The organism is Paenibacillus sp. WC2504 (assembly GCF_052682475.1).
In genome coordinates, this window is sequence record NZ_JBQZFH010000001.1 from 6436541 (window position 1) to 6462716 (window position 26176).

Sequence of the window (26176 nt, forward strand, 5' to 3'; positions counted from 1 at the left end):
AATTGTTCTTTTTCACTATATCTCCATATAAATGTGACTAACTCTGTCATAACTCGCGTGATGATCCGGTACTGCTACGAAGGATATAAATATCTTATTACACTGAATATCCATCCAACCAAAGAAATGCCTGTTCATAATTATCAAAAAATTTCACAGATTCTTTTGTATTCGTTTGTTGTAAATAATTCATGATCTCTTCTTCTTCAAGGAGAAACGCAATTGCCTTACTATGATTCAAAATGGTTTCACTGAAAAACTTATCTTGCCGATGAGATGGGTAACAATTAAATCTCCTGAAACTGTTGTGCTGATATTCTGTTTACTCAATTTGGAATCATCTCCCTTAGTTACAATTATGCGTAAAAACCACATAAAAACAAGAAAGAAAAAACTCGCATTCAAACAAAAAAAGAGCCAATCCCCTTGTAGGAGACCGACTCTTTTTTTGCTTGCTATCTAATTAGCCTGTTACAACTTTAATTACGCTGCGAACAGAGGTAGCTGTTTTGTCCAAAGCTGCTTTTTCTGCCTCAGTCAATTCGATATCCATAATTTTCTCGATACCATTCGCACCAAGGACAGTCAGAACGCCCATGAACAAGTTATCATAGCCATACTCGCCTTCAAGAAGAGCGATTGTAGGAATGATACGTTTTTTATCTTTCAGAATAGCCTCAGTCATTTGCACAAGGGACGCTGCTGGCGCGTAGTATGCACTACCGTTACCTAGCAGGTTCACGATCTCCCCGCCGCCCGTACGTGTCCGTTGTACGATGGCTTCAATACGGTCAGCTGGAATCAGCTTCTCAATTGGCACTCCGCCTGCGTAGGTGTAACGAACAAGTGGAACCATGTCATCGCCGTGTCCGCCGATCACAACTCCCTTAACATCTTCAACCGATACATTCAACTCTTGCGAGATGAACGTCAAGTAACGAGCTGTATCCAGTACACCCGATTGGCCGATTACACGGTTTTTCGGGAAGCCCAGAGCTTGATACGCAACATAAGTCATTGCATCAACTGGATTACTCAAGATGATAACGATGGAGTTCGGAGCCACTTCTTTTACGTTTTCACAAACGGATTTCACGATACCCGCATTCGTGTTTACCAAATCATCGCGGCTCATTCCAGGTTTACGGGCGATACCAGCGGTGATGATAACGATATCGGAATCAGCTGCATCTGCATAACTGGAAGTACCGGTGATTTGAGCGTCGTAACCTTGAACCGGGCCAGCTTCGAGCATGTCGAGCGCTTTCCCTTTTGTAGGGTTTTCCAATTGCGGGATATCTAGAAGAACAATATTACCAAGTTCTTTTTGAGCTAGCATAAGAGCAGTTGTTGCTCCTGTGAAGCCTGCACCGACAACAGTAATTTTATTACGACGGATTGCCATTTGAGATGTGCCTCCTAATAATGATTAGTTATCGTACCCTTGGAGCGTTAGAAATGATTAAGCCATGTTTTTGATGATTTCATTCGCGAATTCGGAGCATTTAATTTCAGTTGCGCCTTCCATCAAGCGAGCAAAGTCATAAGTAACGGTTTTGTTGTTGATCGAAGTTTCCAAACCTTTGTAGATCAGTTGAGCTGCTTCCAACCAGCCAAGGTGCTCAAGAAGCATTACGCCGGAAAGGATAACGGAACCTGGGTTAACAACGTCAAGACCTGCGTATTTAGGAGCTGTACCATGTGTAGCTTCGAAGATCGCGTGACCCGTCAGGTAGTTGATGTTTGCTCCTGGAGCGATACCGATACCGCCTACTTGTGCAGCAAGTGCATCAGACAGGTAGTCACCGTTCAAGTTCAATGTTGCGATAACATCAAAATCAGTTGGACGTGTCAATACTTGTTGCAACGCGATGTCAGCAATCGCATCTTTTACGATGATTTTGCCAGCAGCTTCTGCATCTTTTTGAGCTTTGTTAGCTGCTTCTGCGCCTTGCTCTTCTTTGATGCGGTCGTATTGAGCCCATGTGAATGTTTTGTCACCGAACTCACGCTCAGCCAACTCGTAACCCCAGTTTTTGAACGCGCCTTCTGTGAACTTCATGATGTTGCCTTTGTGTACCAATGTAACTGTTTTACGGCCATGTTTGATAGCATACTCAATAGCCGCGCGAACTAGGCGCTCAGAACCTTCGGAAGATACTGGTTTTACACCGATACCGGAAGTTTCTGGGAAACGGATTTTCTTAACGCCCATTTCGTTTTGCAAGAAGGAAATAACTTTCTTAACTGCATCGGAACCAGCTTCCCACTCGATGCCTGCATAGATATCTTCTGTGTTTTCACGGAAAATAACCATGTCAACCAACTCAGGACGTTTAACCGGTGAAGGAACGCCGTTGAAGTAGCGAACTGGACGGGAACATACGTATAGATCAAGCTCTTGACGAAGCGCAACGTTCAGGGAACGAATACCGCCACCGATTGGTGTAGTCAGAGGTCCTTTGATGGACACGATGTATTCGCGCATAGCTGTTAGTGTATCGTTAGGCAACCAGTTGTTGAATTTGTTAAAAGCTTTCTCGCCTGCGAAAACTTCGTACCAAGCAATTTTTTTCTCGCCTTTGTAAGCTTTCTCTACTGCAGCATCAAGAACGCGTACGGAAGCCGCCCAGATGTCAGGACCTGTGCCGTCACCTTCAATGTAAGGAATGATTGGGTTGTTAGGTACTTGCAGAACGCCATTCTCGATGGTGATTTTTTGACCTTCTGTTGGCAGTTCGTAAGTTTCGAATTGTGGCATGATAGTTCCTCCTAAGATTTGTTTAAAATAGCATTAATGAGTTAACTATGGTGCAATACGCTGCATGCTTATGGCAGTCCCTTCCGACCGCTTGTTATAATCCATTTTCTTTGAAAAATTTTCATATGTAAATAAATCGATTATAAAGGCGGGCACTACGTTTCCACAGGCACTGCCAAGCACTCCACTAGTTACGTTACTACAAAGAGTACCCTTTACACAAATGCAACTCGTCACCGTAGCTAGGTAAAAGCATTTACACACACAAAAAGCGACGGGAGTTGCAGTACCCCCCAGGGAACATGAGTCCCTGAAGATTTGGTACCGAACTGCCCGCACCTTGAGTTTACATCTAATTCAAACGAATTAGCGAGCGCTAATCGGAATGTATTTTTGGTTAACCGGACCTGTGTACTCAGCGCGAGGACGGATCAAACGGTTGTTTTCGTACTGCTCAAGAATGTGTGCAGTCCAACCGGATGTACGGCTGATCGCGAAGATTGGTGTGAACAGGTCGCGCGGGATTTCAAGTGTTGTGTAGACGGAAGCCGAGTAGAAGTCTACATTCGGTTTCAAGCCTTTCAGTCCTGTCACCAGTTCATCCGCTTTGACGGACATTTCGTACCATTTCAGGTTGCCAGTCAATTTGCCAAGCTCGTAAGACATTTTTTGCAAGTGCTTCGCACGCGGATCTCCGTTTTTGTAAACACGGTGGCCAAAGCCCATGATTTTGTCTTTACGCTCTAATTTGCCGTTAATGTAAGGAACTACGTTCTCTACAGTACCGATCTCTTCCAGCATAGCCATAACAGCTTCGTTCGCACCACCGTGAAGAGGTCCTTTGAGCGTGCCGATAGCTGAAGTAATACCGGAGTAAATGTCAGTAAGTGTTGCAACTGTTACGCGCGCCGCGAATGTCGATGCATTCAATTCGTGGTCAGCGTGAAGCACTAACGCTTTGTCCAAAGCTTCAATCGCAACTTTGTCCGGCTCTTTGCCCGTCAATTGGTACAAGAAGTTAGCTGCTACGGAAGAATATCCTGGGGAAGCCAACGGTTCTTTACCTTCACGGATACGAGCGAATGCTGCAATGATGCCAGGGATTTGCGCTTGCAATTTGATCGCTTTACGAACGTTAGACTCTTGGCTCAAGTCGTTCGCTTCTTCATCGTACAGAGCAAGAGCGGAAACAGCCGTGCGAAGCGCAGCCATAGAATTAACATCTTTCGGGAATGTTTTCAACTGGTTGATCACCGCATCAGGCACCTTGCTATAAGCGTTCAGGTCGCTTTGCAGTTTCTCAAGCTCAGCTTGGTTAGGGAGTTTGCCGAACCAAAGCAAATAAATTACTTCTTCAAATGTCGCATTTTCTGCGAGGTCATCAATATCAATCCCGCGATATGTTAACACTCCATCTACAATGGAGCTAATCGACGAGGTCGTGGCTACAATTCCTTCTAAACCTTTGGTTGCAGTCATTGGAATCTCTCCTTAGCTACTCTATTAGCAAAAAATTGCTTTTTTCCTAACTTTAATAATAAAGTATTTTACTCGGTAAGTGAACAAAAGAGGACATAAAACTTCATTATCACTACCATAAAGAATCTTTTTGACACAAAAAAGCCATTTTATTTTGCTTCACAACTAAAAACACACGCTACAAGTTTTTGTTTATTTCCCCGAATTATACAAGAAATTTGCAAAAGTTTGTCGAGTCGCCCTTCCCTTGATACAATGAAAGGCAAAGCATCAGTGATTTCTCGGATAAAGGAGCAAATACATGAGCAGCGGCACAAAAATCGGCATCATCGATATCGGGTCCAACTCGATACGACTCGTGATCTATGAAATCAATGAGCTGGGAGCCTACCGTGTAGTAAGCGAGCACAAGGACTCCGCAAGGCTCAGCGAGCGCATCGGTTATGATGGCATTTTACATAGCAAAGATATTATTTCTATTGTCCCCATTCTTTCGCATTATGCGCTTCTATGCCGGGTACATGAAGTTCAAACGGTTAGAGCCGTTGCAACAGCAGCCATTCGCAATGCGGTCAATTCCGAAGAGATCGTTCGTGTCCTTGAGGAACAGACCAGCCTGCAAATCGAAGTGCTCAGCGGATCGGAAGAAGCGCGTTACGGCTATTTGGGGGTCATCAATACCATCGATATTCGGGATGCACTCGTCATCGACATCGGCGGCGGTAGCACGGAGGTAACGTTACTGCGCGATCGGAAGCTGATGAACAGTGTGTCCTTCCCATTCGGAGCCGTGAACACAACTCACCAATTTATGAAAAACGCGAATCTCACGGAACAAGGGGCAGCTGATATTCGTCGCATGGTTGAAGAGGCGATCGCCGATCACCCCTGGATTACACAGTCTCCGAATCTGCCGATGATCGGACTCGGTGGTACGATTCGAACACTCGGCAAAATGAGCCAGAAACGATCGAAGTACTCCTTGCAGCTTGCGCATAACTACGAACTGCAGCCCGGAGAGCTTCGTTCCTTCGTCACCCTGCTGTCTTCCCTTCCCATCGAAAAGAGAAAGAAAGTCGACGGCCTATCCAAAGAACGCTCCGATATTATCGTGCCGGGACTTCTTATTCTAGATACCTTGTTCCAAGCTGCAAATGCCTCCCGGTGCATCGTCAGCGGATCGGGACTTCGAGACGGTATATTCTTCGAGATGTACGACCCCAAGCAGCCAATTAGGCAGGATGTCCTGGAAGCAAGCATCCAAAACTTGCTGTGCCTTCATCCCAATGGAGCTGAGAAGCATGTTCGACGCGTCGATCAGCTTGCCATGCTGCTCTATGACAAGCTTGAGGTGCACTCGAACCTTGAAGAAGGCAGTTCGCGTTATTTGCACACAACCGCGCTCCTGCATCGCATTGGTGTCAGCGTTCACTATTATCAATATCTGAAGCATACGCAGTATATGCTAGCGAATGCCCGCATCGATGGACTCACGCATCGTGAGATCGTGATCTGCTCGCTCATCGCGACGTACAAAACAAAAAGCCGGACCCATCAGCAATCCCTTGCTTACAAGGATTTGTTGAAAGAATCCGACGAGATGTTGATTGTAAAGTTAGGCACCCTCTTAAAGCTAGCTACAGCGTTGGATCACAGTGAAACTCAACCTGTTCAAAAGCTGGTCGTTACACGATCCGATACGTCCTTGACGCTTAAACTGCTCTGTGTTCACAACCCGATCTTAGAGTTAAAAGAGCTCGCAGCCATAACCAAAGATTTCGAAAAAGCATGGGGCCTCAAACTTAAGATTCAAGCTGGAGTTTTTTCCAAGACGTAATTTTCATGGCCTCGAACTGGCTCCGATAAGGGGTCAGTTCATTTTTTATTCTGGTATACATGCCGTTTGACATTAACTCTCTGGCTTTCACATTATCATTCAGACTGACGTTCAGAATCGAAATCATCATCTTCTTCATCTGCGGGTCAATAACTGGACACATCAATTCAATTCGACGCGTCAAATTTCGTGTCATCCAATCCGCGGAAGATAAATAAACATCAACGAGACCGCCATTTTGGAAATAATAAATCCGTGAATGCTCCAAGAATCTGTCTACGATACTCCGCACCGTAATATTCTCACTAAGTCCAGGAACTCCCGGACGCAAGCAGCAGACGCCACGAATAATTAATTCAATCTTCACGCCTGCCTGCGACGCCGCATACAGCGCATCCACGACTTCCTGATTCGACAATGAATTCATTTTGGCTATGATTTTCGCCGGTTTGCCTTCTCTTGCATGGGCCGCTTCCCTTTCAATCAGCTCGAACAGCTTATCTTTAAGATCTGTAGGAGCTACGGCAAACGACTGCCAGTCATGCGGAGCTGAGTAGCCGGTAATTTCATTGAACAACGCCGAAGCATCCTCGCCAATGATACTATTGGAGGTGAAAAGCCCTACATCTGTATAGAGACGGGCTGTATTATCATTATAGTTCCCTGTCCCCACATGCACATATCGGCGAAGGGTATTTTCTTCTTGGCGTACGACCAAGGTAATTTTGGCGTGTGTCTTAAGCCCGACAAGTCCGTAAACGACATGACAGCCTGACTTTTCCAGCATTCTCGCCCAAGCGATATTCCGTTCTTCATCAAAACGCGCCTTCAGCTCCACAACCACCGTAACCTGCTTGCCGGATTCCGCGGCTCGTGCCAAGGATTGAATAATCAGCGAGTTCCCGCTTGCCCGGTACAAGGTCATTTTAATCGCAAGCACTTTAGGATCATAAGCCGCATGGACAATGAAATCCGTCACGGCATCAAAAGTTTCATAAGGGTGATGAACGAGGACATCCTTTTGCTTCAGCACTTCGAAGAAATCCACCTCATCCTCAAATTCCACCGGATATTTGGGGTTTACCCGCGGGTATCGAAGATTTTCAAAACCATTCAGCGTATTCGCCAATTTCATAAAATAAGTGATGTCGAGCGGCCCATCAATTTCAAAGGTCTGTTCTTCGATTTCGAACTCTTCCTGCAATTGGGCAAGCGCATAAGGGTGAATGCCTTCTTGAACCTCAAGCCGTACAGGAGAGCCCCAGCGTCTACGTCTTAGCTCTTTTTCGATCTCCTCAAGCAGATCTTCCGCCCCTTCTTCATTGAGCGTTAGATCGGCATTACGCGTCACTCTGAAGCCATGAACCGATATTGGGATGTAGCCGCTGAACAACGATTGTATATGATGCTCCATTAATTCTTCAAGTAGAATAAATTCCTGCTTCTTGCTATTAGGCCGTGAAGGTACGGAGATGTAACGGGATAAATTACTAGGAACTTGAACAATGGCAAAATACGGTTCATCATCCGGATCATCACCTTCTCGGATGAGCAGGACAGCCAAATAAACAGAATGATTATGTACGAGTGGAAACGGTCGGCTCTGGTCAACAGCCATCGGCGTTAATACCGGAAAAATAATATCGTGGTAATAAGCATCCATGGCTTTCTTCTGGCTCGTATTCAAATCCTCGTATTCGGTGAACACGATGCCTTCTTTCATCAACAACCTCGTGACTTCACGATACGTTTTGTACTGTTCGGTCACCATTTTGTTCGTACGCTTCATAATTCGCTTGATTAGCCCCGCAGGCGTGTAGCCGGTAAAATCTTTTTTGGTATATCCAGCTTTAATTTGATCCTTAAGACCTGCGACACGAACACTCATGAACTCGTCGAGATTGCTAGATACGATAGCCAGAAATTTCACACGCTCAAGCAGTGGAGTGCTTGGATCTTGAGCTTCCTCCAAAACTCGCCAGTTGAATTCGATCCAGCTTAAATCGCGATTTAAGTATTTGGTCGAAATCTCTTTGAGTTCCTTTTGTTCCTTGAGCTCTTTAACTTCTTTCAGATCGGGTTCTCGCGCAATACTCATAAAGCCTCCAATTAATTTAACTAGTTTATTGATTCATTGTACTATGTGTCTGGAATGCCGACAATGCAGACCCCCCTTCACTATTATATTAAGATTTTGTAAAGGGATGTTCGTTTCCGTATTTATCCATGTTCATGTTACAATACAAAGAACTGAACCAAGGAGAGAAGTACGATGGGTATCCTCAATCCGCGCTTAGTTCACCAGATTTTCAGAGGTATTTGGGTGGCTTTAATCATAGCTGGAATCGCCTACGCTTTCTACTACGTTATTCCACTGATTTATCCTTTTATTTTTGGCTGGATTTTGGCGCTTATGCTCAATCCAATTGTGAATTTTTTTCAATTCAAGCTCAAATTTCCGCGTTGGCTTGCCGTCAGCTTTTCGATGCTTCTCTTTTTAGCGGCCATGGTTACGGCCATCACCCTGCTAGTTGCCAATATTGTTGTGGAATTAGGATCTCTTGCGGATACCCTGCAGCTTCAAATTAACCGTTGGGTGGAGCAATTCAATGTGTTTATCAATTCAACAGCTTTCCAAGATTGGATCGAGAAAATCAATGAGTTTTTTGAAAATAACCCCAAATATCAGGAAACCGTTAATAACAACCTCTCGTCCACAGCAGGTTCAATTGCTGATGTGAGTAAATTTATTATTAATTATGTCTTTAACACGCTCAAAAGTTTGCTTACCTCGCTACCGAATATTGCAACAATTACCATTATCATCATGTTAGCTACCTTCTTTATAAGTAAAGACTGGTATCAACTCATTCAAAGATACAAAGGCATTTTCTCCGATCTCATTGTGAAAACCACGCAGTTGATTCGTAACGATTTGCAAAAAGCACTGTTCGGGTACATACGCGCACAGCTTATCCTGGTATCACTGACAGCATTGGTTGTCATTATCGGATTGTTAGTCCTACGTGTCGACTACGCGATCACCATCGGCTTACTGACAGGTTTGGCAGACTTGATGCCTTACTTGGGAACTGGCGCGGTCATGGTGCCGTGGATCCTATACGTGTTTTTTGCACAAGGCAATCTGGTTCTGGGGATCGGACTTAGTGTCCTGTACGGCGTCATCGTGATAGCCAGACAAATTATGGAGCCTAAAGTACTCGCCTCCTCCGTCGGTCTTGATCCTTTGGCAACGTTAATTGCGATGTTCGTGGGGCTGAAGCTGTTCGGGCTCCTAGGGCTCATTATCGGCCCTGTTTCCCTAATTCTCATCTCCGCTTTTTATCGAGCACGAATCTTTCATGATATCGCTACTTACATAAAAAAAGGCTCGGCACCTTCTGAATAAGAGGGTCCGAGCTTTTGTTTGTGATAATTTACTTGCGTGCGGCTTATCTACGGTTAATCCAGTGAATATTGCCTTTGCTAATTTGTCTTTGGATCAATGCAAGCAGCATGACTTTGAATATCGGTCTCGTATATGGAAAAACAAGCAGAAAACCGAAGATGTCCGTTATGAAACCTGGAGTAATCAACAAAATACCGCCTAGGAAAATACAAATCCCGTCCAGCAGATGCTGTGCCGGCAATTGCCCTTGCGACCATTCAAATCGAGCGTACTCCAATACTTTGCGCCCCTCACGCTTAGCGAAATAAATGCCCAGGAAACCACTTAACAAGATAAGCCCGAATGTCGTCCAACCGCCGATAAAATGACCAAGCGCAATCAGCACAGAAATTTCAATGGCAGGCACTATGATGAAAATAGCAAGAATGATACGAAGCATAAGCCCATCCCCTTTAAGAGTACTTAGATAACAGCTGCCACAATTCCGGCGCTTCCTTCTCTATACGTACTGGCCTCCAAGAAGGATTCACCCAAACATGCCGCGTTGTTCCTGTTACAAGTAATTCCCCCGAATTCTCTTCTACGCCTTTCGCCGTATCCTCGTTCACTTTACGAATCTCATAGGCAAAATGGAGCCGCACCGAGGTCATCTCCAGCACGCGAGTGTTAACACTTACCAAATCGTCGTAACGAGCCGGCTTCTTAAACTTCAGATCCGCTTCTACGACGGGTAGCAGCAAACCTTGCTCCTCAATTCTGCGGTAAGGATAGCCAAGCTCCCTGATCAGCTCTGTTCGTCCGATTTCGAACCAGTTCAAATAATTGGCATGGTACACAACGCCCATCTGATCCGTTTCCGCATATCGCACGCGCAGCTGGTGCTGATACCAGTGTTCCTCGTTCATGATTATGCATTCCTCCTGAGATATCGTTATATGCTAAGTATAACATAGTGGATGGAGGAACTCTCTTTTGGGCGAATTATAGTTCCCTTGGCAACAAAAAAGAGGCCATCCAGATGGGTCTTATCAGCCCTTTCTAGATAGCCTCTTCGTTTATATTCTACAGAACGCTCGCTTGTCCAGAGTAGATAATGCCTACTTCTGGATAGATCGAAACTTCTGTACCGTCTTTAATGAGTTCAACCGCGTTCTCAACGCCTACGATAACCGGGATGCCCAGGCTTAGCGCAACAACGGCCGCATGAGAGGTGATCCCGCCAACTTCCGTAATCAACGCGGAAGCTCTTTGTACAGCCGGCATGTATTCTTTGTCTGTAGTTACAGTAACTAGCACGGCTCCATCAACCATTTTGGAATTTGCTTCTTCAGGTGTGCGAGCTGTGACAACGATACCCGTAGCCGTTTGCATACCGATACCTGTACCTTTGGCAAGCATCTCGCCAACATGGTGAACTTTGATCAAGTTCGTTGTTCCAGAGCGTCCAACTGGGACACCTGCCGTGATAACAACGATATCACCCAAGGACACGAGACCTGTTTTGATGCTGCTATCCACTGCAAGGTTGAACAACTCGTCTGTCGTTTTGGCTTGTTCGCTCATTACAGGGATAACACCCCAAACTAGAGATAAACGACGGATCACTTGCTCGCTTGGTGTAATCGCGATAATCGGTGATTTTGGACGGTATTTGGATACCATTCTTGCTGTATATCCACTTTCCGTAGCTGTCAAAATCGCTTTCGCTCCAAGCTCCAGTGCCGAGTTAGCTACGGCTTGAGAGATAGCTTCCGTAACTGTAACTTGTTGTGCTTGTGCTTGACGAAGGAAGATTTCTTTGTATTCCAAAGCTTCTTCTGCACGCTCAGCAATACGAGCCATCGTTTGTACGGACTCAACCGGGTATTTCCCAGCAGCTGTTTCTCCGGACAACATCACCGCATCGGTTCCGTCGAACACGGCGTTTGCCACGTCACTTGCTTCTGCGCGAGTTGGACGCGGGTTGCGCTGCATGGAATCAAGCATCATCGTTGCCGTGATAACCGGTTTACCAACGATGTTACATTTTTTGATCATTTGTTTTTGAACAACCGGCACATCTTCAGCTGGAATCTCAACACCAAGATCTCCACGAGCAACCATCAAACCATCGGAAACTTCGAGGATTTCATCCAGATTGTCTACGCCTTCTTGGTTTTCAATTTTACTGATGATTTGGATGTGCGTTGCATTATGTCTTTCCAGCAATTCACGAATTTCCATAACGTCGCTAGCTTTACGAACGAATGAAGCTGCGATGAAATCAACACCTTGCTCGATACCGAAAATAATATCGTTGGCATCTTTTTCCGTGATACCTGGAAGGGAGATTTTCACGCCTGGCACGTTAACGCCTTTTTTACTTTTGATTGTTCCACCGTTGACGATACGGCACTCGATTTCAGTTCCGCGAATGTCAACGACAGTAAGACCAATCAAACCGTCATCGATCAGAATCGTGGATCCTACTTCAACGTCCCGCGGTAGATCCGAGTAAGTAACGGAGATACGGTCTGCATCTCCCAGAATTTCTTCTGTTGTTAAAATGATGTGCTTGTCCTGTACAAGCTCAATCGGTTCTTCTTTCAATTTACCGGTACGGATTTCCGGTCCTTTCGTATCAAGCAAGATAGCTGCTACTTTGCCAGTCTCAGCGGATGCAGCGCGAAGGTTGCGGATACGTGCGCCATGCTCTTCAAAATCTCCGTGGGAGAAGTTGAGACGGGCAACATTCATTCCCGCTAACAAGAGTTTTTTCAAATTTTCTTGTGATTCGCTTGCTGGTCCAATGGTACAGACAATTTTCGTTTTACGCATGGTTTCCCTCCTGAGTGAATGTGAACCGACCAATGTCTCTAAATTTACGGTAACGGTCCTCTAACAGCTCCTGTTCGGTCAAGCTTAGCAAAGGCTGAAGCTGTTCCCAGATCGCTGTTTTAATAAATTCTGCTTGTGCAGCCAGATCACGGTGTGCGCCGCCTTTTGGCTCTGGGATGATGCCGTCAATAACGTTCAGATCCTTAATGTGATCCGCCGTAATTTTCATTGCTTCTGCCGCATGTAAAGCTTTGGAAGCATCTTTATATAAGATGGAAGCCGCGCCTTCCGGACTGATAACCGAATAAATCGCATTTTCCAACATCAACACCTTGTTGCCGACTCCTAATGCCAACGCGCCGCCGCTGCCGCCTTCACCAATAACAATACAGATGATCGGCACGCGAAAAGAGGCCATTTCCAGCAAATTTCTGGCAATCGCTTCTCCTTGACCACGCTCTTCAGCAGCATTCCCAGGGAATGCGCCCTTCGTATCAATAAACGTAATAATTGGACGGTTAAACTTGTTCGCTTGACGCATCATGCGCAGCGCTTTACGGAAACCTTCCGGGTGCGGACAACCGAAGTTGCGAGCAATATTATCCTTCGTATCTTTCCCTTTTTGGTGCCCTACAACCGTAACGGGAATGCCGTTAAATTTGGCTAGTCCACCTACAATCGCAAGGTCGTCTCCATACAAGCGATCTCCATGAAACTCTATGAAATCAGTAAAAATAGATAAAATATAATCAATCGTCGTCGGTCTTTGCGGATGACGAGCCAATTGCATTTTTTCCGCAGAAGACATACTTGCATAAAGTTCATCCTCAAGCTCTACGTATCTTTCTTCCAAACGGCGAATTTCTTCTGAAAAGTCAATTTGCTTCTCTGCTCCAAATTTACGCAGCTCAGCAATTTTGCTCTTTAGTTCCGCCAGCGGCTGTTCAAACGGCATTTCACCCGCCATAAGTCGCCTCCCCCTTCACTCCGTGCATGTCCAACAGCTTGATTAACGTAGGTCGCAGATCCTTACGGGGTACGACCTTATCGAGCTGACCATGCTCGAGATTGAATTCTGATGTCTGGAAATTGTCCGGCAGCTTTTGTTTAATGGTTTGTTCAATAACACGGCGGCCTGTGAATCCAAACGGTGCTGCTGGTTCAGCGATAATAATGTCGCCCAGCATCGCAAAGCTTGCGGATACACCGCCGAAAGTCGGATCCGTGATGACGGAAATAAAGAGCCCGCCTTCGTTGCTCAGCTTGGATAAGGCTGCGCTTGTCTTGGCCATTTGCATCAAACTAAGAATGCTTTCTTGCATACGAGCGCCACCTGAAGTGGAATAAATAATAATAGGAATTTTCTTCTCGATGGCAGCCTCAACAGCTCTCGTAATTCGCTCTCCTACAACGGACCCAAGTGATCCGCCCATGAAATCAAAGCTCATCGCCGCAATCACAACCGGATAGCCGCCAATGGTGCCTTCACCGGTAATAATCGCATCTTGTAATTTCGTCGTGCTCTTCGCTTTATCTAATTTCTCAACATAATCTGGAAACTGTAAAGGGTCCTCAGAAATCATATCCGCATCGTATTCCAGAATCTGGCCTTCATCGAGCGTTAATTGAATACGTTCCAATGCGCTTAAACGATAATGGTAGCCGCAAGCTGTACATACTTTTAGGTTTTTCTCTAGCTCTTTACTCGTTTGAATGGTACCGCATTTCGGGCATTTATTCATTAACCCTTCGGGAATTTCCCTTTTTGTTTTCTCGGAAGGAATCGTTGCGTATTTACGCTTTTGAAATAAATCCTTTAGCACATTTCCACCTCTAATTGGCTGTTATCGTGAATCTCTGACAAGCCAGGTTACTTGCTTCTACTTTTCATTATCTATGTAAAATAGAATTGAGTACTTCTTGTACTTCTTCAACTTCCCCTGCGGGAACGACAATTTCGAACTGATTTTTGGATAAGGAAATACCCCTTACTTGTACGAGAAATCCTTCTTCGGTCAGCCTCTGTTTAATCCGCTCTGCAATTTTCGCGGTAGGAGCTATGTATATCACCGTCCACATGAAAAAAAACCTCCTATGAAGTACTGCTACATGGATTAGGGCATTTAGTACGATGATAATATACATCCTGTAATAAGCATAGGCACACACAATGGAATAATGATATCATAATTTCTCTTTTTCCCGCAACAGAGCACGTTCATGAAAAAAAAGTGAAGTCTGAACTAACAAGTTAGTCCAGACGTAATTTACTGCTATAATCAGGCGCATGCTCATTCTGATGAGCGATTCTGGCAGACGCTGCAGCCGCTAATCCGCAAATTAAATCATCCAGAAAAACATGCACAGCGCTTTTATCATCGTTGAGACTTCGAATAATTCCCATTTTTTCTTTGTCCAGGTAGCCAAAGCTGGTTAATCCAATCATTCCGTATACATGTACTATGCCTAGAGCCAATGTTTCATCGACACCAAACAAGGGTTCATCTGCCTCAAGGATGGATTGCAAAGGTTCAGGCAGCAGTTTCTTCTCTGCCAGCTCATCCAATGCAATGCCCGTGTACAGCGTGTACTGCACTTCCCGTTTGGCAAGTACAGCCATTACACTGTCGGTGCACTCTTGTTCCGTCAGATGATCATTATAGGGCTTCTGCAGCTTGAACACAATTTCGGAAATTTGTTCCACTGTCACACCGCGTTTTTGCAGCAATTGGATCATATGTTGTTCGGTCATAAGTCCCCCTCCTACACATGGAATGCCCCTGAAATGCCGGGTTCCTATTCATATGCGGAGGAAGCATGCTTTATTTCACCCTCACGGAATCTTTACCCATGATCGTTTCAATCATCCGGATCAGATCCTTGGAGGGATCGATTAAATATTGGTCGCTCAGGGCCAAAAGCTTGTTGCTGCTTTCGTAGAAAAGCGCAACGGCGAGCGGCCCTTTGTGCAGCTTGAGCAGCGCCTTCAGCTGCAAGAGCTTATCCGGCTGCTCGCAGTCAGCCGAGATCTTGACGAACACCCGCTGCGGCTTCGCCTCAGCAGCGGCTGGCTGGCGGCCCGCTGACGGGGCCGCTTGCTTGAACGCGGCACCGCTGCGCGCAGCCCCGGAAACGGCAGCCGCGCGAGCAGGCTGTTCGCCGGCTGCGCCAACCGCGCGCCTAGGCGCCCCAGGCTGCCGGCGAAGGCGCTGAAGGGCCACCGGGTCGTCCAGCGCGGCCACCTGATCGGCGAGCAGCTTGGGCGGGTCCTCGTCCTGAAGCTGCAGCTTCGCCTTAACGAGGACGAGTCTGCCCTTCTGCACGAGCGGAGCTGCGTGCTTCCAGGTCTCTGGGAAGAGTACCACCTCGACCTTGTCGATGCGATCCTCCAGCTCCATGAACGCCATGGGCTGCCCCTTCTTGGTAATGATCGTCTTGTGCGAAAGGATCATCCCGGCTACAAGAACTTCGCTGTTATCCGGCAGCTCAGCGAGCTGGTAGACCATGGCCGCGTCCATCTCCTCAAGAGACTGTGTGTAGGCATCCAGCGGATGCCCCGAGATGTACATGCCCAAAAGCTCCTTCTCCAGTTCCAGCTGCTTGCTTTGCGGCATAACCGGAATGTTCGGAAACTCGACTTCCCAATTCGGCTCTTCGACGAAGCCGAACAAGTGAAGCTGCAAGTCATCTCGCTCCTTGCGCCATTTTGTAGCGGAAGCGATCGTTTCGTCCAGAATGGCCATAAGCTGAGCACGGTGACCTCCCAAGGAGTCGAACGCTCCGCCTTGAATCAATGATTCGATGACCCGCTTGTTGCAGACCCGGAGATCAACACGTCTACAGAAATCAAGCAAACTCTCGAAGGAAGACTTCTTACGTTCAAATAAAATGGCATCGATCGCTTGCGTGCCTACATTTTTGATGGCCGCAAGCCCAAACCGGATCGCTCCTGTTTGAGGATCCGGTGTAAATACCGTTCCGCTCTTATTCACATCCGGCGGAAGAACAGCGATTTTCGTCCGCCTGCACTCATCGACATATTCAGCCACCTTCCTGTGATTACCCATCACAGCAGTTAACATGGAAGCCATGAAATAAATCGGGTAATGCGCTTTGAGATAGGCGGTCTGAAAGGCCAATACCCCATAGGCCGTAGCATGCGCTCTAGGAAAGCCATAGTCGGCGAAACGAACGATCATATCGTAGACATGATTCGCTTCTTCCGCACTAAACCCTTGCTGCAAGCTGCCTTTCACGAAATGGGCACGTTCTTCGTCGAGTACTTCCCGCTTCTTTTTGGAAACCGCACGCCGTAACAAATCCGCTTCACCTAAGGAGAAACCGGCCATCGAAGAGGCAATTTGCATAATTTGCTCCTGATACACGATAATGCCGTACGTATCCCGAAGAATCGGTTCTAACGTCGGGTGCGGATAAACCACTTCCACTTGACCGTGTTTACCGTAAATATACTTGGGAATGAACTCCATCGGGCCCGGGCGGTACAACGCAAGAACGGAGATGATATCTTCAAAAACAGAAGGCTTCAAGTCCTTCAGCACCTTGCGGACACCCGCAGACTCCAATTGGAAAACACCGGTCGTTTCCCCTTTGCACAGCATGCCGTAAGTGACCGCGTCCGCGTCCATATCCAGCCCATCAAAATCCAGGTGCAAACCTTCCATTTGGGCAATCCAATCCACGGTTCGTTCAATAATCGACAATGTTCGTAGACCTAGAAAATCCATTTTCAAAAGTCCAATGGCTTCCAAATGCTCCATCGTATATTGCGTTAGCGCCGTCTGAGTCGTCCCTTCTTGCAGGGGGACATACTGCGTGAGCGGCTCTCTGGAAATGACAACCCCTGCCGCATGCGTTGATGCATGGCGCGGCATGCCTTCTACACGCATGGCCATTTCAAGCAGTTCAGCAGTCTTGGGCTGTCTGGCGACTAGCGACTTGAGATCCGAACTTACCTGCAGCGCCTCCGTCAACGTCATGCCGAGCTGATTCGGAATGGCTTTCGCCGCGCGATCTACGTCTCCGTAAGGAACGTTCAACACACGTCCGACGTCTCTGACCGCCGCTTTGGCCGCCATCGTTCCGAAGGTAATAATTTGGGCTACATGCTCATGCCCGTATTTGGCAACGACGTAATCAATGACTTCATCCCGCCGTTCATCGCTAAAATCGATATCGATATCGGGCATTGTAATCCGCTCCGGATTCAAAAAGCGCTCAAATAGCAGCTTATATTGAAGCGGATCGACATTGGTGATGCGCAGCACATAAGCGACAAGGCTTCCAGCCGAGGAACCCCGCCCTGGACCCGTCATGATATTTTTCTCATGGGCAAAACGAATGAAATCCCATACGATCAAGAAATAATCGGAGAATCCCATCTTCTCAATGACGCCTAATTCATAAGACAAGCGTTCTTCCGCTTGTTTCCTCAGCGGCGAGTCCAGCTGCTCCCATTCCGGCTTTGCCCCATACCGCTGATTCAAGCCCTTCTCGCACAGCTCTCGCAAATATTCGACTGAGGTAAGCTGCTCAGGGATAGGACGGAAACTTGGCAGAATCGACTTGCCAAACTCAAGCTCGAGCTCGCAGCGCGAAGCCACAACAGCCGTATTGGTCAGCGCTTCGGGCACATGGACGAATAAACGCCGCATTTCCTCTTCGCTTTTCAAATACATTTGGCTTGTTCCCATTTTGAGCCGATCCGTATCATCCACGGTTTTGCCAGTACCAATACAGATCAGAATATCCTGCATAACATGATCCGGCTCTGTCACATAGTGCACATCGTTCGTCGCAATCAGCGGAATGCCCGTTTGCTTGCTCAGCTCGATCATGGAAACCATGACTTTTTTCTGCTCAATCATGCCGTGATCTTGAATTTCCAGAAAGAAGTCATCCCCGAAAATACGTTGATATCGCTCCGCTGCCTCTCTAGCTTCATCGTGCCGGTTATGCAGCAAATGCTGCGAGATCTCGCTGCCTAAACAGGAACTCAGACAGATAAGTCCTTCGGAATGCTTGGATAGATGTTCCAAATCAATGCGCGGTTTATAATGAAAGCCTTCTAAATGCCCAATCGAGCAAAGCTTCATCAGATTCTGATAACCTCGGTAGTTCTTGGCAAGCAGAATGAGGTGATAGATCGGCTGTTCTTGTCTTGTCCCTTTGTCGCGAATGGAGCCCGCTGTAAAATAAACTTCACACCCAATAATGGGCTTAATGCCACGCTGCTTGCACGCTTTGTAGAAGGCAATAGCTCCGTACATCACACCGTGATCCGTCAAAGCCAGAGAGGTCATGCCCAGATTAGCTGCTTGTGTAACAAGCTCCTCCATGCGTGCGGCACCATCCAATAAACTGTATTCACTATGCACGTGCAAGTGTACAAACGAACTCATCAGCATTTCCTCCCTGCTCTCATTTTATTCCTTACATAGTATCATATTGTAGACGTGCATTCCCATACATTAAGTATAGAGAGTCTGTCCTCCATAACGGATGGGAAAGGAAGCGGTAAAGTCATGGGAATCTTTTGGGCAAATATTATTTTGTACTTCTGCATTGCTTTCGGGGTCGTCTTCGGAGGCAGCATGTTAAGCGGCATTGCAGCTGTGCTGACCCTTCAATCACCGACGGAGAAAATGATGACTGTGGCTGAAAATATTAAAATCTGGGCCATGGTGGCTGCAGTAGGCGGCACAATTGATCCGATACGCTATATAGAAAGTCATGTAGCCATTGGACATTTGAATCCTGCGATCAAACAAATCATTCTCATTGTCGTCGCCTTCGTGGGAGCGCAGATCGGCACCTCGCTCATCCAAATGATATGCAAGGGAGGCCACCAGCCTTGAGGGTTCCTCCTTTTGCCCGCTATCAGCGCTTGCTTGCGAACTTCGCACTGATGGTTTCGGGAGCCATCATTGGGAGCGCGGTCTATATGAGCATTCATCAGCATACCTACACGCAGTTATATGTGGAAATGCATAAATATCTGCAAGAAAATCGTGATTTGCGAGCAGATATCGACAGTTTGAACAAAACAAAAAATAAACAATCCTTAATTAATGTCGTCAATGTGCATCTAGTTCCCAAAAATCAGGACGAGCTTATTAGCGAAGATATTCAGAAGGAAATTGAGAGTGATATCAAAAGCGAGCTCAAGCTCGTCATCGGCCAGAAAGCCACTTATGTCAAAGACGCTCAACCGCTCTATGAGAAGTTGATTACTCAAAAAACCTACGTTTTGCATGATAAAAAATATATTGTTGAAGTAAAATCGATTGTGTTAATTCAAACGGAATTGACGGTTTGGATCACCGCCCAAGAGAAGCGAACTTAAGCATTCGGCATGATCAATGCGGGATGTGATTGCATTCTCCGCCCAAAATCGCTAAAGTTAACAGTAAACTCGCTTAAAAGGACGGATGAACCACATGTTCGCGATTCAAGTTTCTTTATTTTCTCTCATTTGCCTGCTTCTTGCCCTATCGGTCTTTTTCAGCTTTCGGGCGCGCCGTGAAAAGGAACCCGCCAAACGCGGTCTTTACTCCGCTCGCATGAATATTTGCATGGGCTTGATGCTGGTAATGATTGCCATCACGCAGCTCTTCTTCTTCAGTGAATCCAGCTTCCGCCGGATCTTCGGCACTGTACTGGTCCTGCTCGGATTGTTTAACTTATTCGCAGGCATTCGCAATCACGGGCACTTCGATCGCCTGCTGCGCTAGATGACTTGGGCGGTCAGCATCGCTTTGGAAACCAAAGACCCGGCATGATAAATTTCCACATCAATTTTGCCAAATTTACGGCTCACCTCAATGATGGTGGGTCGTATTTCTATTTTAGAATCAATCTGCAGCGGTTTGAGGAAATAGGTGGACATGTTGTCCATGACAAGGTCGCCTTTTTTAAATTCCTGTACAATGCGATAGGCCGCTTGGGTCATTAACGTTGTAAGAACTCCCTCTGACACGGTACCCAGATGATTGGTCATCTGAGGGGTAATAACACCATGGAACTGCAGTGTTCCCTTCTCATCTCTGACCTCTTCCAATCCGGACCAAATCAAATCCTCGAACGTTTCCCCGTTCTGCGGCTGCTTCTGAATATACTGCATCGCTTTGAGCACATCGCTACGGTTCAGCACGCCCACCATTTTGCGGTTCAGATCCACAACAGGCAGCAGTTCGATGCCCTCCCACACCATCATGTGGGCAGCAGAAGCTACCGAAGTCTGCGGTGTGACCGTGAGCGGGCTGCGCGTCATGAGTTTATCTACCGTCTGCAAAGCGTTCGCCCCAACCATATCCTTGGACGTCACAACGCCGATAATGCGGTTCCACTCATCGACGACCGGAAAACGGCTGTAGCCTGTATCCTCCGACAGTCGCTGCCAATCTCTCAGCGTGCTGTTCGCCTTGAGCGCATAGAGCGAGGCGCCCGATGCCAAGATATCCTCGACGAGCATAATCTTCTTCTTAATCAAACGGTCGTAAATCGCTCTATTAATCATAGAGGCGACTGTAAATGTATCGTAACTGCTTGAAATGATCGGCAGCTCCAGCTTGTCGGCCAGCAGCTTCACTTCTGCGCTGGTATCGAATCCACCTGTGATCAGCACTCCTGCGCCATATTCGAGTGCACAACGATGTGCTTCGTTCCGGTTTCCGACGATAAGCAGGCTGCCCGCTTCGATATATCGCATCATGGCGTCCTGCTCCATCGCGCCAATGACGAATTTATTCAGCGTTTTGTGCAGTCCTCGCGAGCCGCCAAGCACCTGTCCGTCCACCATGTTCACGACTTCTGCAAAAGTAAGCTTATCGATGTTTTGCCGCAGCTTTTTCTCCACTCGCACGGTTCCGATTCGTTCCTTGGTTGAGACGAGACCTTGATTCTCCGCCTCTTTGATCGCCCGGTAAGCCGTGCCTTCACTTACTTCCATGTTCTTGGCAATTTTGCGAACGGAGATTCGACTGCCGAGCTTCAAGCTTTCTATATGACGTAAAATTTGTTCATGCTTCGTTAACGCATCCACGGATTGAGTATCCAACTGTTACACCCCATTCGCCTGTTCCTGTACTACTCTGTACTACTAGTATAAACGTTCGAAAGAGCAAGAACAATCCGAACTGCATCTATAATAAGAAAAATCCAACCCTATTGGATTGGATGCTTCATTTGTATTATACCAAACATATGTTCGTTGTCAAAAGGTAAAGCATAACATCGTCCGTGCCTGGCTATTTACGAAATTGCAGCATTTTTCTGCGGCCTTGAACGAGCTGCTCCAGCTGCCATTTTTTCATCCGATTAATGCGCTTAAGCTCTCTGCGCTTCTCTTCATCCACACCCAGAATCTGATGCAAATGAGACGCAATTACGAGCAGCGCCATAGCGATCCAAATGCTGCTAAAAATCATCGGCAGGGAGCCAACTTCCCGCAGCTGCAATTGGGGCAGCGAATAAATCAGCATGCCTAGCGCTACGCTCATGTACACGACATTCTTAAAGCCTTTCAACCTGATCACACTCCTTTCGCCTGATGAACTCTCAAGCCTGTCTTCATGGTCCTCATTCATATGTATGAGACAAGTTCTTGCAATATGAGTTCATCTGCGAAAAGAATCTGTTTAGACCTCTCCGAAGCCCTGCGAGTTAAGGAAAGCTTTCATGTGCTCGCGCGGACGCTGCGCCTTGCCCGCCATCTCCTTCGACCACGTCGTATCGACTTTGCCTCCCGTACGAACGTGCATGTAGTCGCGGATCGTTTCGTCATACTGACGAACCGCTTCTTCGTTATCCGTATACCGATTCTCGTGGTATACGGCTTCCAGAGGGAGCCGCGGACGCTGCAGCGGCTCTTGATCCGGCGTGCCGATGCACATGCCGAAGATGGGATACACCAGCTGCGGCAGGCCCAGCAGCTGGGCGACCTCCGCGGGCTTGTTGCGCAGCCCGCCGATGTAGACAACGCCGAGCCCGAGCGACTCGGCTGCTATGGCTGCATTTTGCGCAGCGAGCGCAGCATCGACAGTGGCAATGATGAAATTCTCCGCATTGCCGGTTATCGGCGTATCCACATGCCGGTGTGACGCCTGTGAATAACGCTGCAAGTCCGCGCACCATACGAGAAACACCGGACATTCGCTGACATAATTCTGATTGCCGGCGAACGCGGCAAGTTGGCCTTTTAGCTCGCTATCCGTTACGTGAATGACGCTATATGCCTGCATGTTACTGGAGGTTGAAGCCGCTTGAGCGGAAACCAGGATGTTTTTTAGCTGCTCGTCGGTGACAGGTTGATCCGTAAACTTGCGAATCGAGCGATGATTTTGCAATAATTGAATGATTTCGTTCATATCGATGCAACCTTTCTTCCATTAGTATACTTTTAGTTACTATGGCACTAAAAAGTGGGTACTTGAAATTAATTATAATACAACCGATACTAAGGTACATAGTTTTGCCAAACAATGCAACCTAACTTGGCAGCAAATATCTAGATATCTAGATATTTATATTATTGGAGGTGCATCATCATGAAAACAGATTTATTTTCTCCCTATGAGCTGAAAGGCTTGCAAATTAGAAACCGCATCGTGATGGCGCCGATGTGTCAATATTCCGTTACAGCTAAAGATGGAAAACCTAATGAATGGCACTACGTCCATTATCTCACACGGGCAATCGGAGGCACGGGTCTGCTTATTATGGAAATGACGGATGTACATCCGGACGGCCGCATCACAGATCATGATTTGGGTATTTGGTCGGACGATCATATCCCTGCATTTTCCAGAATCATTGACGGCGTTCATGCGCATGGTGCAAAAATCGGCATTCAGATTGCCCACGCAGGCCGCAAAGCAGAGGACGCGGAAGTTCCTGTCGCACCGTCGGCTATCCCTTTCCCGGGTGATGCCTACAAAATGCCACGGGCATTAACAACGGATGAGGTCCGGGACATCGTGAAGCTGTTCGGCGACGCGGCCCGTCGCGCGGTGCAAGCAGGCGTTGATACCATCGAGCTGCACGGTGCTCACGGTTATTTGATCCATCAATTCCAGTCGCCGCTTACGAATAAAAGAGACGATGTCTATGGGCAAAATCTGGCCCAATTCGGCGTGGAAGTCATTCAAGCGGTGAAAAAAGAAATGCCTGCTGATATGCCGCTTATTTTCCGTATTTCTGCCGTTGAATACGCAGACGGCGGTTACGATATTGACCACGCCATCGAGCTTGCCAAAGCGTATCAAGCCGCAGGCGTCGATGCGTTTCATGTGAGCTCAGGCGGGGAAGGCCTTGCAGGGCAGCGCAAACCGGGTAACTCCTCCGGTTATCAAGTGCCTTTCGCGCGGCAAATTCGCGAAGCGCTGCAAGTGCCGGTCATCGCCGTCGGCCTGCTGGCGGATGCGGAAATGGCGCAGTCCGTCATCGTTAACGAGGACGCGGATCTTGTCGCCATCGCACGCGGCTTGCTGCGCGATCCTTATTGGGCGACGCATGCTGCCGTTCAGCTAGGGCATGCGCATCCCTATATCCCGCGGCAGTATCAGCGCGGGTATTGATTACTTGCCTGGCGTTGTACTTTTTGGCCTCTTCGCTCCCCTACGTTGTACTTTGTACAGCTTAGGGATCGTGAAGTAGCTGATTGGGGCCGGTTTAGCTGAAATGGTTGTATTTTATACAACATAATGCCTGGATTTTTCCTCTTTCACTCCCCTTTGTTGTACTTTGTACAGTGTAGGGAGCGTGAAGGAGCTGATTGGGGCTGTTTTAGCTGAAATGGTTGTATTTTATACAACATAATGCTTGGATTTTTCCTCTTTCACTCCCCTTTGTTGTACTATGTACAGCGTAGGGAGCGTGAAGTAGCTGATTGGGGCCGGTTTAGCTGAAATTAGCAAACTATCGAACTGTAGTTCCCATCACGAATGGAAAATGTGCCTTTTCAGGCAAATAACGGACTATCGTTCCCCGAAACATAATGAAATAGCGCCCTGGAGCTCCCTTCGCTGAAGGGCGCCCTATTGGCAGATTCCTCAAAAAAAAGACAGTGCAGGAACACACCTGCACTGTCTTTTTCATCAAATCCCCATCAATTTTCTTGCCTTTCGATACAGCAGCGTTAATAACCAAGGAATCGCTACAATAAGTACCAGCACGATAGCGTTGTACAAATGGAAGAGCACAATAGAGCCCGGCGTATGCACTTTATATTTCCACAGAGAAAGCAGCGCTGGATGCATCAGGTACACTCCGAACGACACGGAGCCGAGTGAGACAAAGAAGCGGCCGACTGGCGCTGCTTTTTGCAAAAGCCATTTGCCTACCCAGATGAAGCTGATGCCGATTCCGATGCTATACAGGAGCCAAAGCACCTCGAACCAAGTATTCTCAAACGTATATCCTTTTAGGCCTAGCAGATAAAGTGCCGTATAGACAAGGCCACTGAGGATCGAAGCCGGAATGACCCAGCCTTTGTTTCGTTCCAGCCACGCGCGAAATGCTCCATAGTTCATGCCGATCGCACCTCCGATAAGGAAGTACGCAAAATAGGTGATGCACAGCTCCGGTTTGTGGTCGATAGTCCCGAACCAATGGCTGTATATGTACACGCCGGCTTGAATCGCCAGCCCCCAAAGCGCCAGCGTTTTGCGGAACCAGGCCGCATTCCTCACAGCCCAAACCAACAATGGAAACAACAAATAAAACTGCACAATAATGATCATGAAATACAAATGATAGCCGGAATCCGCCCATTTTAACTGCTCCAGGAACACACGTGGTTCCAGCTTGAATGGATGCCCTGGTGTCCATAGCCACGGATTATAAATATAGTAGAAAAACGACCATACAATATAAGGAACAAGGACCTGCCTGACCCGCTTCCAGTAAAAGACACCGGCCTGCTTGGCGCTCCAATTATCCGTATAAATGTAGAAAAGCACAATTCCGCTTAAAAAGATAAACACGGGAACTGCAAAGTAACTCATTTTGTTCAAAAATAAGACGAGCAACTGCGAACTGCTGCCCTTCAAAGTCGGATCTACCGTCCAGTCTGCCGTGACGTGGATCGTGACGACAGCCAGGATAGCTATCGCTCTGACGATATCCAGCTCCGTGATTTTTTGTTTGGCCATATCGGTTTCAGGTCCTCTTTTCGTATTCAACAATCCCCTTTTACTATAGACAGTTTCGACACATTTCGCAACTTTTTACATGGCAAAAAGCCCCTATTTCATTGAAATAGGAGCCTTCTAGGCGCTAGACGGAATACGTCTCCTTTGTTCTGGCCACTTGTTTGCGAGGACGTACAACAGCACGTAAAACAGTTAAACCAATCAAGAGGAGCGCTGTAATCACATACATCGTTTTGATCAGGATGCTCGAACTATCCGTCCCTATAAATAATCCATGAATCAGGGATAACACAAAAATAGGATACGATAGCAAATGGAAAGCGAACCAAAGCTTCTTCTTCAGCTTCTGACGGATATCGGTTGTGAAGATTAACAAGAGCAATCCATACATTGCTATCGAGCCGGTACCACTCAATACCGCAGAATGCTTGGCCGCGAATGGAACAAGGATCTCCTTCCAATCATACGGCATGAAAGTATCGATGACCAAAAGCACGGTATGCAGTAAAGCTAAACAAGTGCCCAAATGATTCGCATATGTATGCGATCGAAGAAGCCGCGCCTTCGTTTGACCCTTCCACTGAGGAAAGCTATACGCAATGCCTAGCGCCATCCCCATGAATAGACTGAGATAAGACAAGATGCCAAATACGCGAATTAACATCCAAATGGGTAAATCTAGCAGGATTTGAATCACTTTT

General features: G+C 47.1%; 23 protein-coding genes and 1 pseudogene. 6 read left to right on the plus strand and 18 right to left on the minus strand.

What is annotated here, in order from left to right; translation table 11 throughout:
* Positions 1-97: 97 nt before the first annotated feature.
* The 4 genes and pseudogenes from ACUN27_RS29040 to citZ all read right to left on the minus strand — a co-directional run bounded on the left by ACUN27_RS29040 (position 98) and on the right by citZ (position 4240).
* Positions 98-375, minus strand: a pseudogene (locus ACUN27_RS29040) (hypothetical protein).
* Between the two features lie 88 nt (positions 376-463).
* Positions 464-1405 carry a malate dehydrogenase gene (mdh, locus tag ACUN27_RS29045; protein WP_445560023.1) on the minus strand — a complete coding sequence of 314 codons (942 nt, stop codon included), beginning with the start codon at positions 1403-1405 and terminating at the stop codon, positions 464-466.
* Between the two features lie 57 nt (positions 1406-1462).
* Entirely contained in the window at positions 1463-2761 is a 1299-nt protein-coding gene (gene icd, locus ACUN27_RS29050) for an NADP-dependent isocitrate dehydrogenase (protein ID WP_315955148.1), read from the minus strand.
* A gap of 366 nt (positions 2762-3127) precedes the next feature.
* On the minus strand, positions 3128-4240 hold the full coding sequence (citZ, locus tag ACUN27_RS29055; RefSeq protein ID WP_127457423.1) for a citrate synthase: 1113 nt from the start codon (positions 4238-4240) through the stop codon (positions 3128-3130).
* Between the two features lie 301 nt (positions 4241-4541).
* Here citZ and ACUN27_RS29060 point away from each other — a divergent pair, with 301 nt between their 5' ends.
* On the plus strand, positions 4542-6077 hold the full coding sequence (locus ACUN27_RS29060; RefSeq protein ID WP_315955149.1) for a Ppx/GppA phosphatase family protein: 1536 nt from the start codon (positions 4542-4544) through the stop codon (positions 6075-6077).
* Here ACUN27_RS29060 and ppk1 read toward each other — a convergent pair.
* Positions 6043-8175 (minus strand): polyphosphate kinase 1, encoded by a 2133-nt coding sequence (gene ppk1, locus ACUN27_RS29065; protein ID WP_315955150.1) that lies wholly within the window; start codon positions 8173-8175, stop codon positions 6043-6045. The genes ACUN27_RS29060 and ppk1 overlap by 35 nt on opposite strands.
* Positions 8176-8349: 174 nt before the next feature.
* Between ppk1 and ytvI the strand changes: the two genes are divergently transcribed.
* On the plus strand, positions 8350-9486 hold the full coding sequence (gene ytvI / locus ACUN27_RS29070) for a sporulation integral membrane protein YtvI (RefSeq protein ID WP_127457420.1): 1137 nt from the start codon (positions 8350-8352) through the stop codon (positions 9484-9486).
* Between the two features lie 43 nt (positions 9487-9529).
* Here the strand turns inward: ytvI and ACUN27_RS29075 are convergent, their stop codons facing one another.
* The 8 genes from ACUN27_RS29075 to ACUN27_RS29110 all read right to left on the minus strand — a co-directional run bounded on the left by ACUN27_RS29075 (position 9530) and on the right by ACUN27_RS29110 (position 18725).
* Positions 9530-9925: an FxsA family protein gene (locus tag ACUN27_RS29075; RefSeq protein WP_315955151.1), complete on the minus strand. Its 396-nt coding sequence runs from the start codon at positions 9923-9925 to the stop codon at positions 9530-9532.
* Positions 9926-9938: 13 nt separating this feature from the next.
* Complete coding sequence (locus ACUN27_RS29080; protein ID WP_445560024.1) at positions 9939-10391, minus strand: acyl-CoA thioesterase; 453 nt, start codon at positions 10389-10391, stop codon at positions 9939-9941.
* Between the two features lie 157 nt (positions 10392-10548).
* Complete coding sequence (gene pyk / locus ACUN27_RS29085; RefSeq protein WP_315955153.1) at positions 10549-12303, minus strand: pyruvate kinase; 1755 nt, start codon at positions 12301-12303, stop codon at positions 10549-10551.
* A complete protein-coding gene (gene accA, locus ACUN27_RS29090; RefSeq protein WP_315955154.1) occupies positions 12296-13270 on the minus strand; it encodes an acetyl-CoA carboxylase carboxyl transferase subunit alpha in 975 nt (324 codons plus the stop codon). Before accA ends, pyk begins: the two co-directional genes overlap by 8 nt.
* Positions 13260-14126 (minus strand): acetyl-CoA carboxylase, carboxyltransferase subunit beta, encoded by an 867-nt coding sequence (accD, locus tag ACUN27_RS29095; protein ID WP_315955155.1) that lies wholly within the window; start codon positions 14124-14126, stop codon positions 13260-13262. Before accD ends, accA begins: the two co-directional genes overlap by 11 nt.
* Positions 14127-14193: 67 nt before the next feature.
* Positions 14194-14382 carry a hypothetical protein gene (locus tag ACUN27_RS29100; RefSeq protein WP_057307280.1) on the minus strand — a complete coding sequence of 63 codons (189 nt, stop codon included), beginning with the start codon at positions 14380-14382 and terminating at the stop codon, positions 14194-14196.
* Positions 14383-14554: 172 nt separating this feature from the next.
* Complete coding sequence (locus ACUN27_RS29105; protein WP_315955156.1) at positions 14555-15055, minus strand: phosphatidylglycerophosphatase A family protein; 501 nt, start codon at positions 15053-15055, stop codon at positions 14555-14557.
* Positions 15056-15125: 70 nt separating this feature from the next.
* Positions 15126-18725 carry a DNA polymerase III subunit alpha gene (locus ACUN27_RS29110; RefSeq protein WP_445560025.1) on the minus strand — a complete coding sequence of 1200 codons (3600 nt, stop codon included), beginning with the start codon at positions 18723-18725 and terminating at the stop codon, positions 15126-15128.
* Positions 18726-18848: 123 nt separating this feature from the next.
* Between ACUN27_RS29110 and ACUN27_RS29115 the strand changes: the two genes are divergently transcribed.
* The 3 genes from ACUN27_RS29115 to ACUN27_RS29125 all read left to right on the plus strand — a co-directional run bounded on the left by ACUN27_RS29115 (position 18849) and on the right by ACUN27_RS29125 (position 20057).
* Positions 18849-19181, plus strand: coding sequence for a YtrH family sporulation protein (locus ACUN27_RS29115; protein WP_315955158.1), 333 nt, complete (start codon positions 18849-18851; stop codon positions 19179-19181).
* Positions 19178-19669 carry a hypothetical protein gene (locus ACUN27_RS29120; protein WP_157322955.1) on the plus strand — a complete coding sequence of 164 codons (492 nt, stop codon included), beginning with the start codon at positions 19178-19180 and terminating at the stop codon, positions 19667-19669. The genes ACUN27_RS29115 and ACUN27_RS29120 overlap by 4 nt, the downstream gene beginning before the upstream one ends.
* A 94-nt stretch (positions 19670-19763) precedes the next feature.
* Positions 19764-20057, plus strand: coding sequence for a YtpI family protein (locus ACUN27_RS29125; protein WP_127458088.1), 294 nt, complete (start codon positions 19764-19766; stop codon positions 20055-20057).
* On the opposite strand, the gene ACUN27_RS29130 is transcribed toward ACUN27_RS29125, so the two are convergent.
* The 3 genes from ACUN27_RS29130 to nfsA form a co-directional block, all read right to left on the minus strand.
* Entirely contained in the window at positions 20054-21382 is a 1329-nt protein-coding gene (locus ACUN27_RS29130; RefSeq protein WP_445560026.1) for a DRTGG domain-containing protein, read from the minus strand. The genes ACUN27_RS29125 and ACUN27_RS29130 overlap by 4 nt on opposite strands.
* Positions 21383-21572: 190 nt before the next feature.
* Positions 21573-21860, minus strand: a complete 288-nt coding sequence (locus ACUN27_RS29135) for a hypothetical protein (RefSeq protein WP_307719955.1) — start codon at positions 21858-21860, stop codon at positions 21573-21575.
* Between the two features lie 102 nt (positions 21861-21962).
* Entirely contained in the window at positions 21963-22691 is a 729-nt protein-coding gene (nfsA, locus tag ACUN27_RS29140) for an oxygen-insensitive NADPH nitroreductase (RefSeq protein WP_315955160.1), read from the minus strand.
* Between the two features lie 180 nt (positions 22692-22871).
* On the opposite strand from nfsA, the gene ACUN27_RS29145 reads away from it, so the two are divergent.
* Entirely contained in the window at positions 22872-23900 is a 1029-nt protein-coding gene (locus ACUN27_RS29145; RefSeq protein ID WP_445560027.1) for an NADH:flavin oxidoreductase/NADH oxidase, read from the plus strand.
* Positions 23901-24419: 519 nt separating this feature from the next.
* On the opposite strand, the gene ACUN27_RS29150 is transcribed toward ACUN27_RS29145, so the two are convergent.
* Both ACUN27_RS29150 and ACUN27_RS29155 read right to left on the minus strand, forming a co-directional pair.
* A complete protein-coding gene (locus ACUN27_RS29150; protein ID WP_326063765.1) occupies positions 24420-25475 on the minus strand; it encodes an acyltransferase in 1056 nt (351 codons plus the stop codon).
* Between the two features lie 124 nt (positions 25476-25599).
* Complete coding sequence (locus tag ACUN27_RS29155) at positions 25600-26172, minus strand: ferric reductase-like transmembrane domain-containing protein (RefSeq protein WP_315955163.1); 573 nt, start codon at positions 26170-26172, stop codon at positions 25600-25602.
* Positions 26173-26176 lie beyond the last annotated feature (4 nt).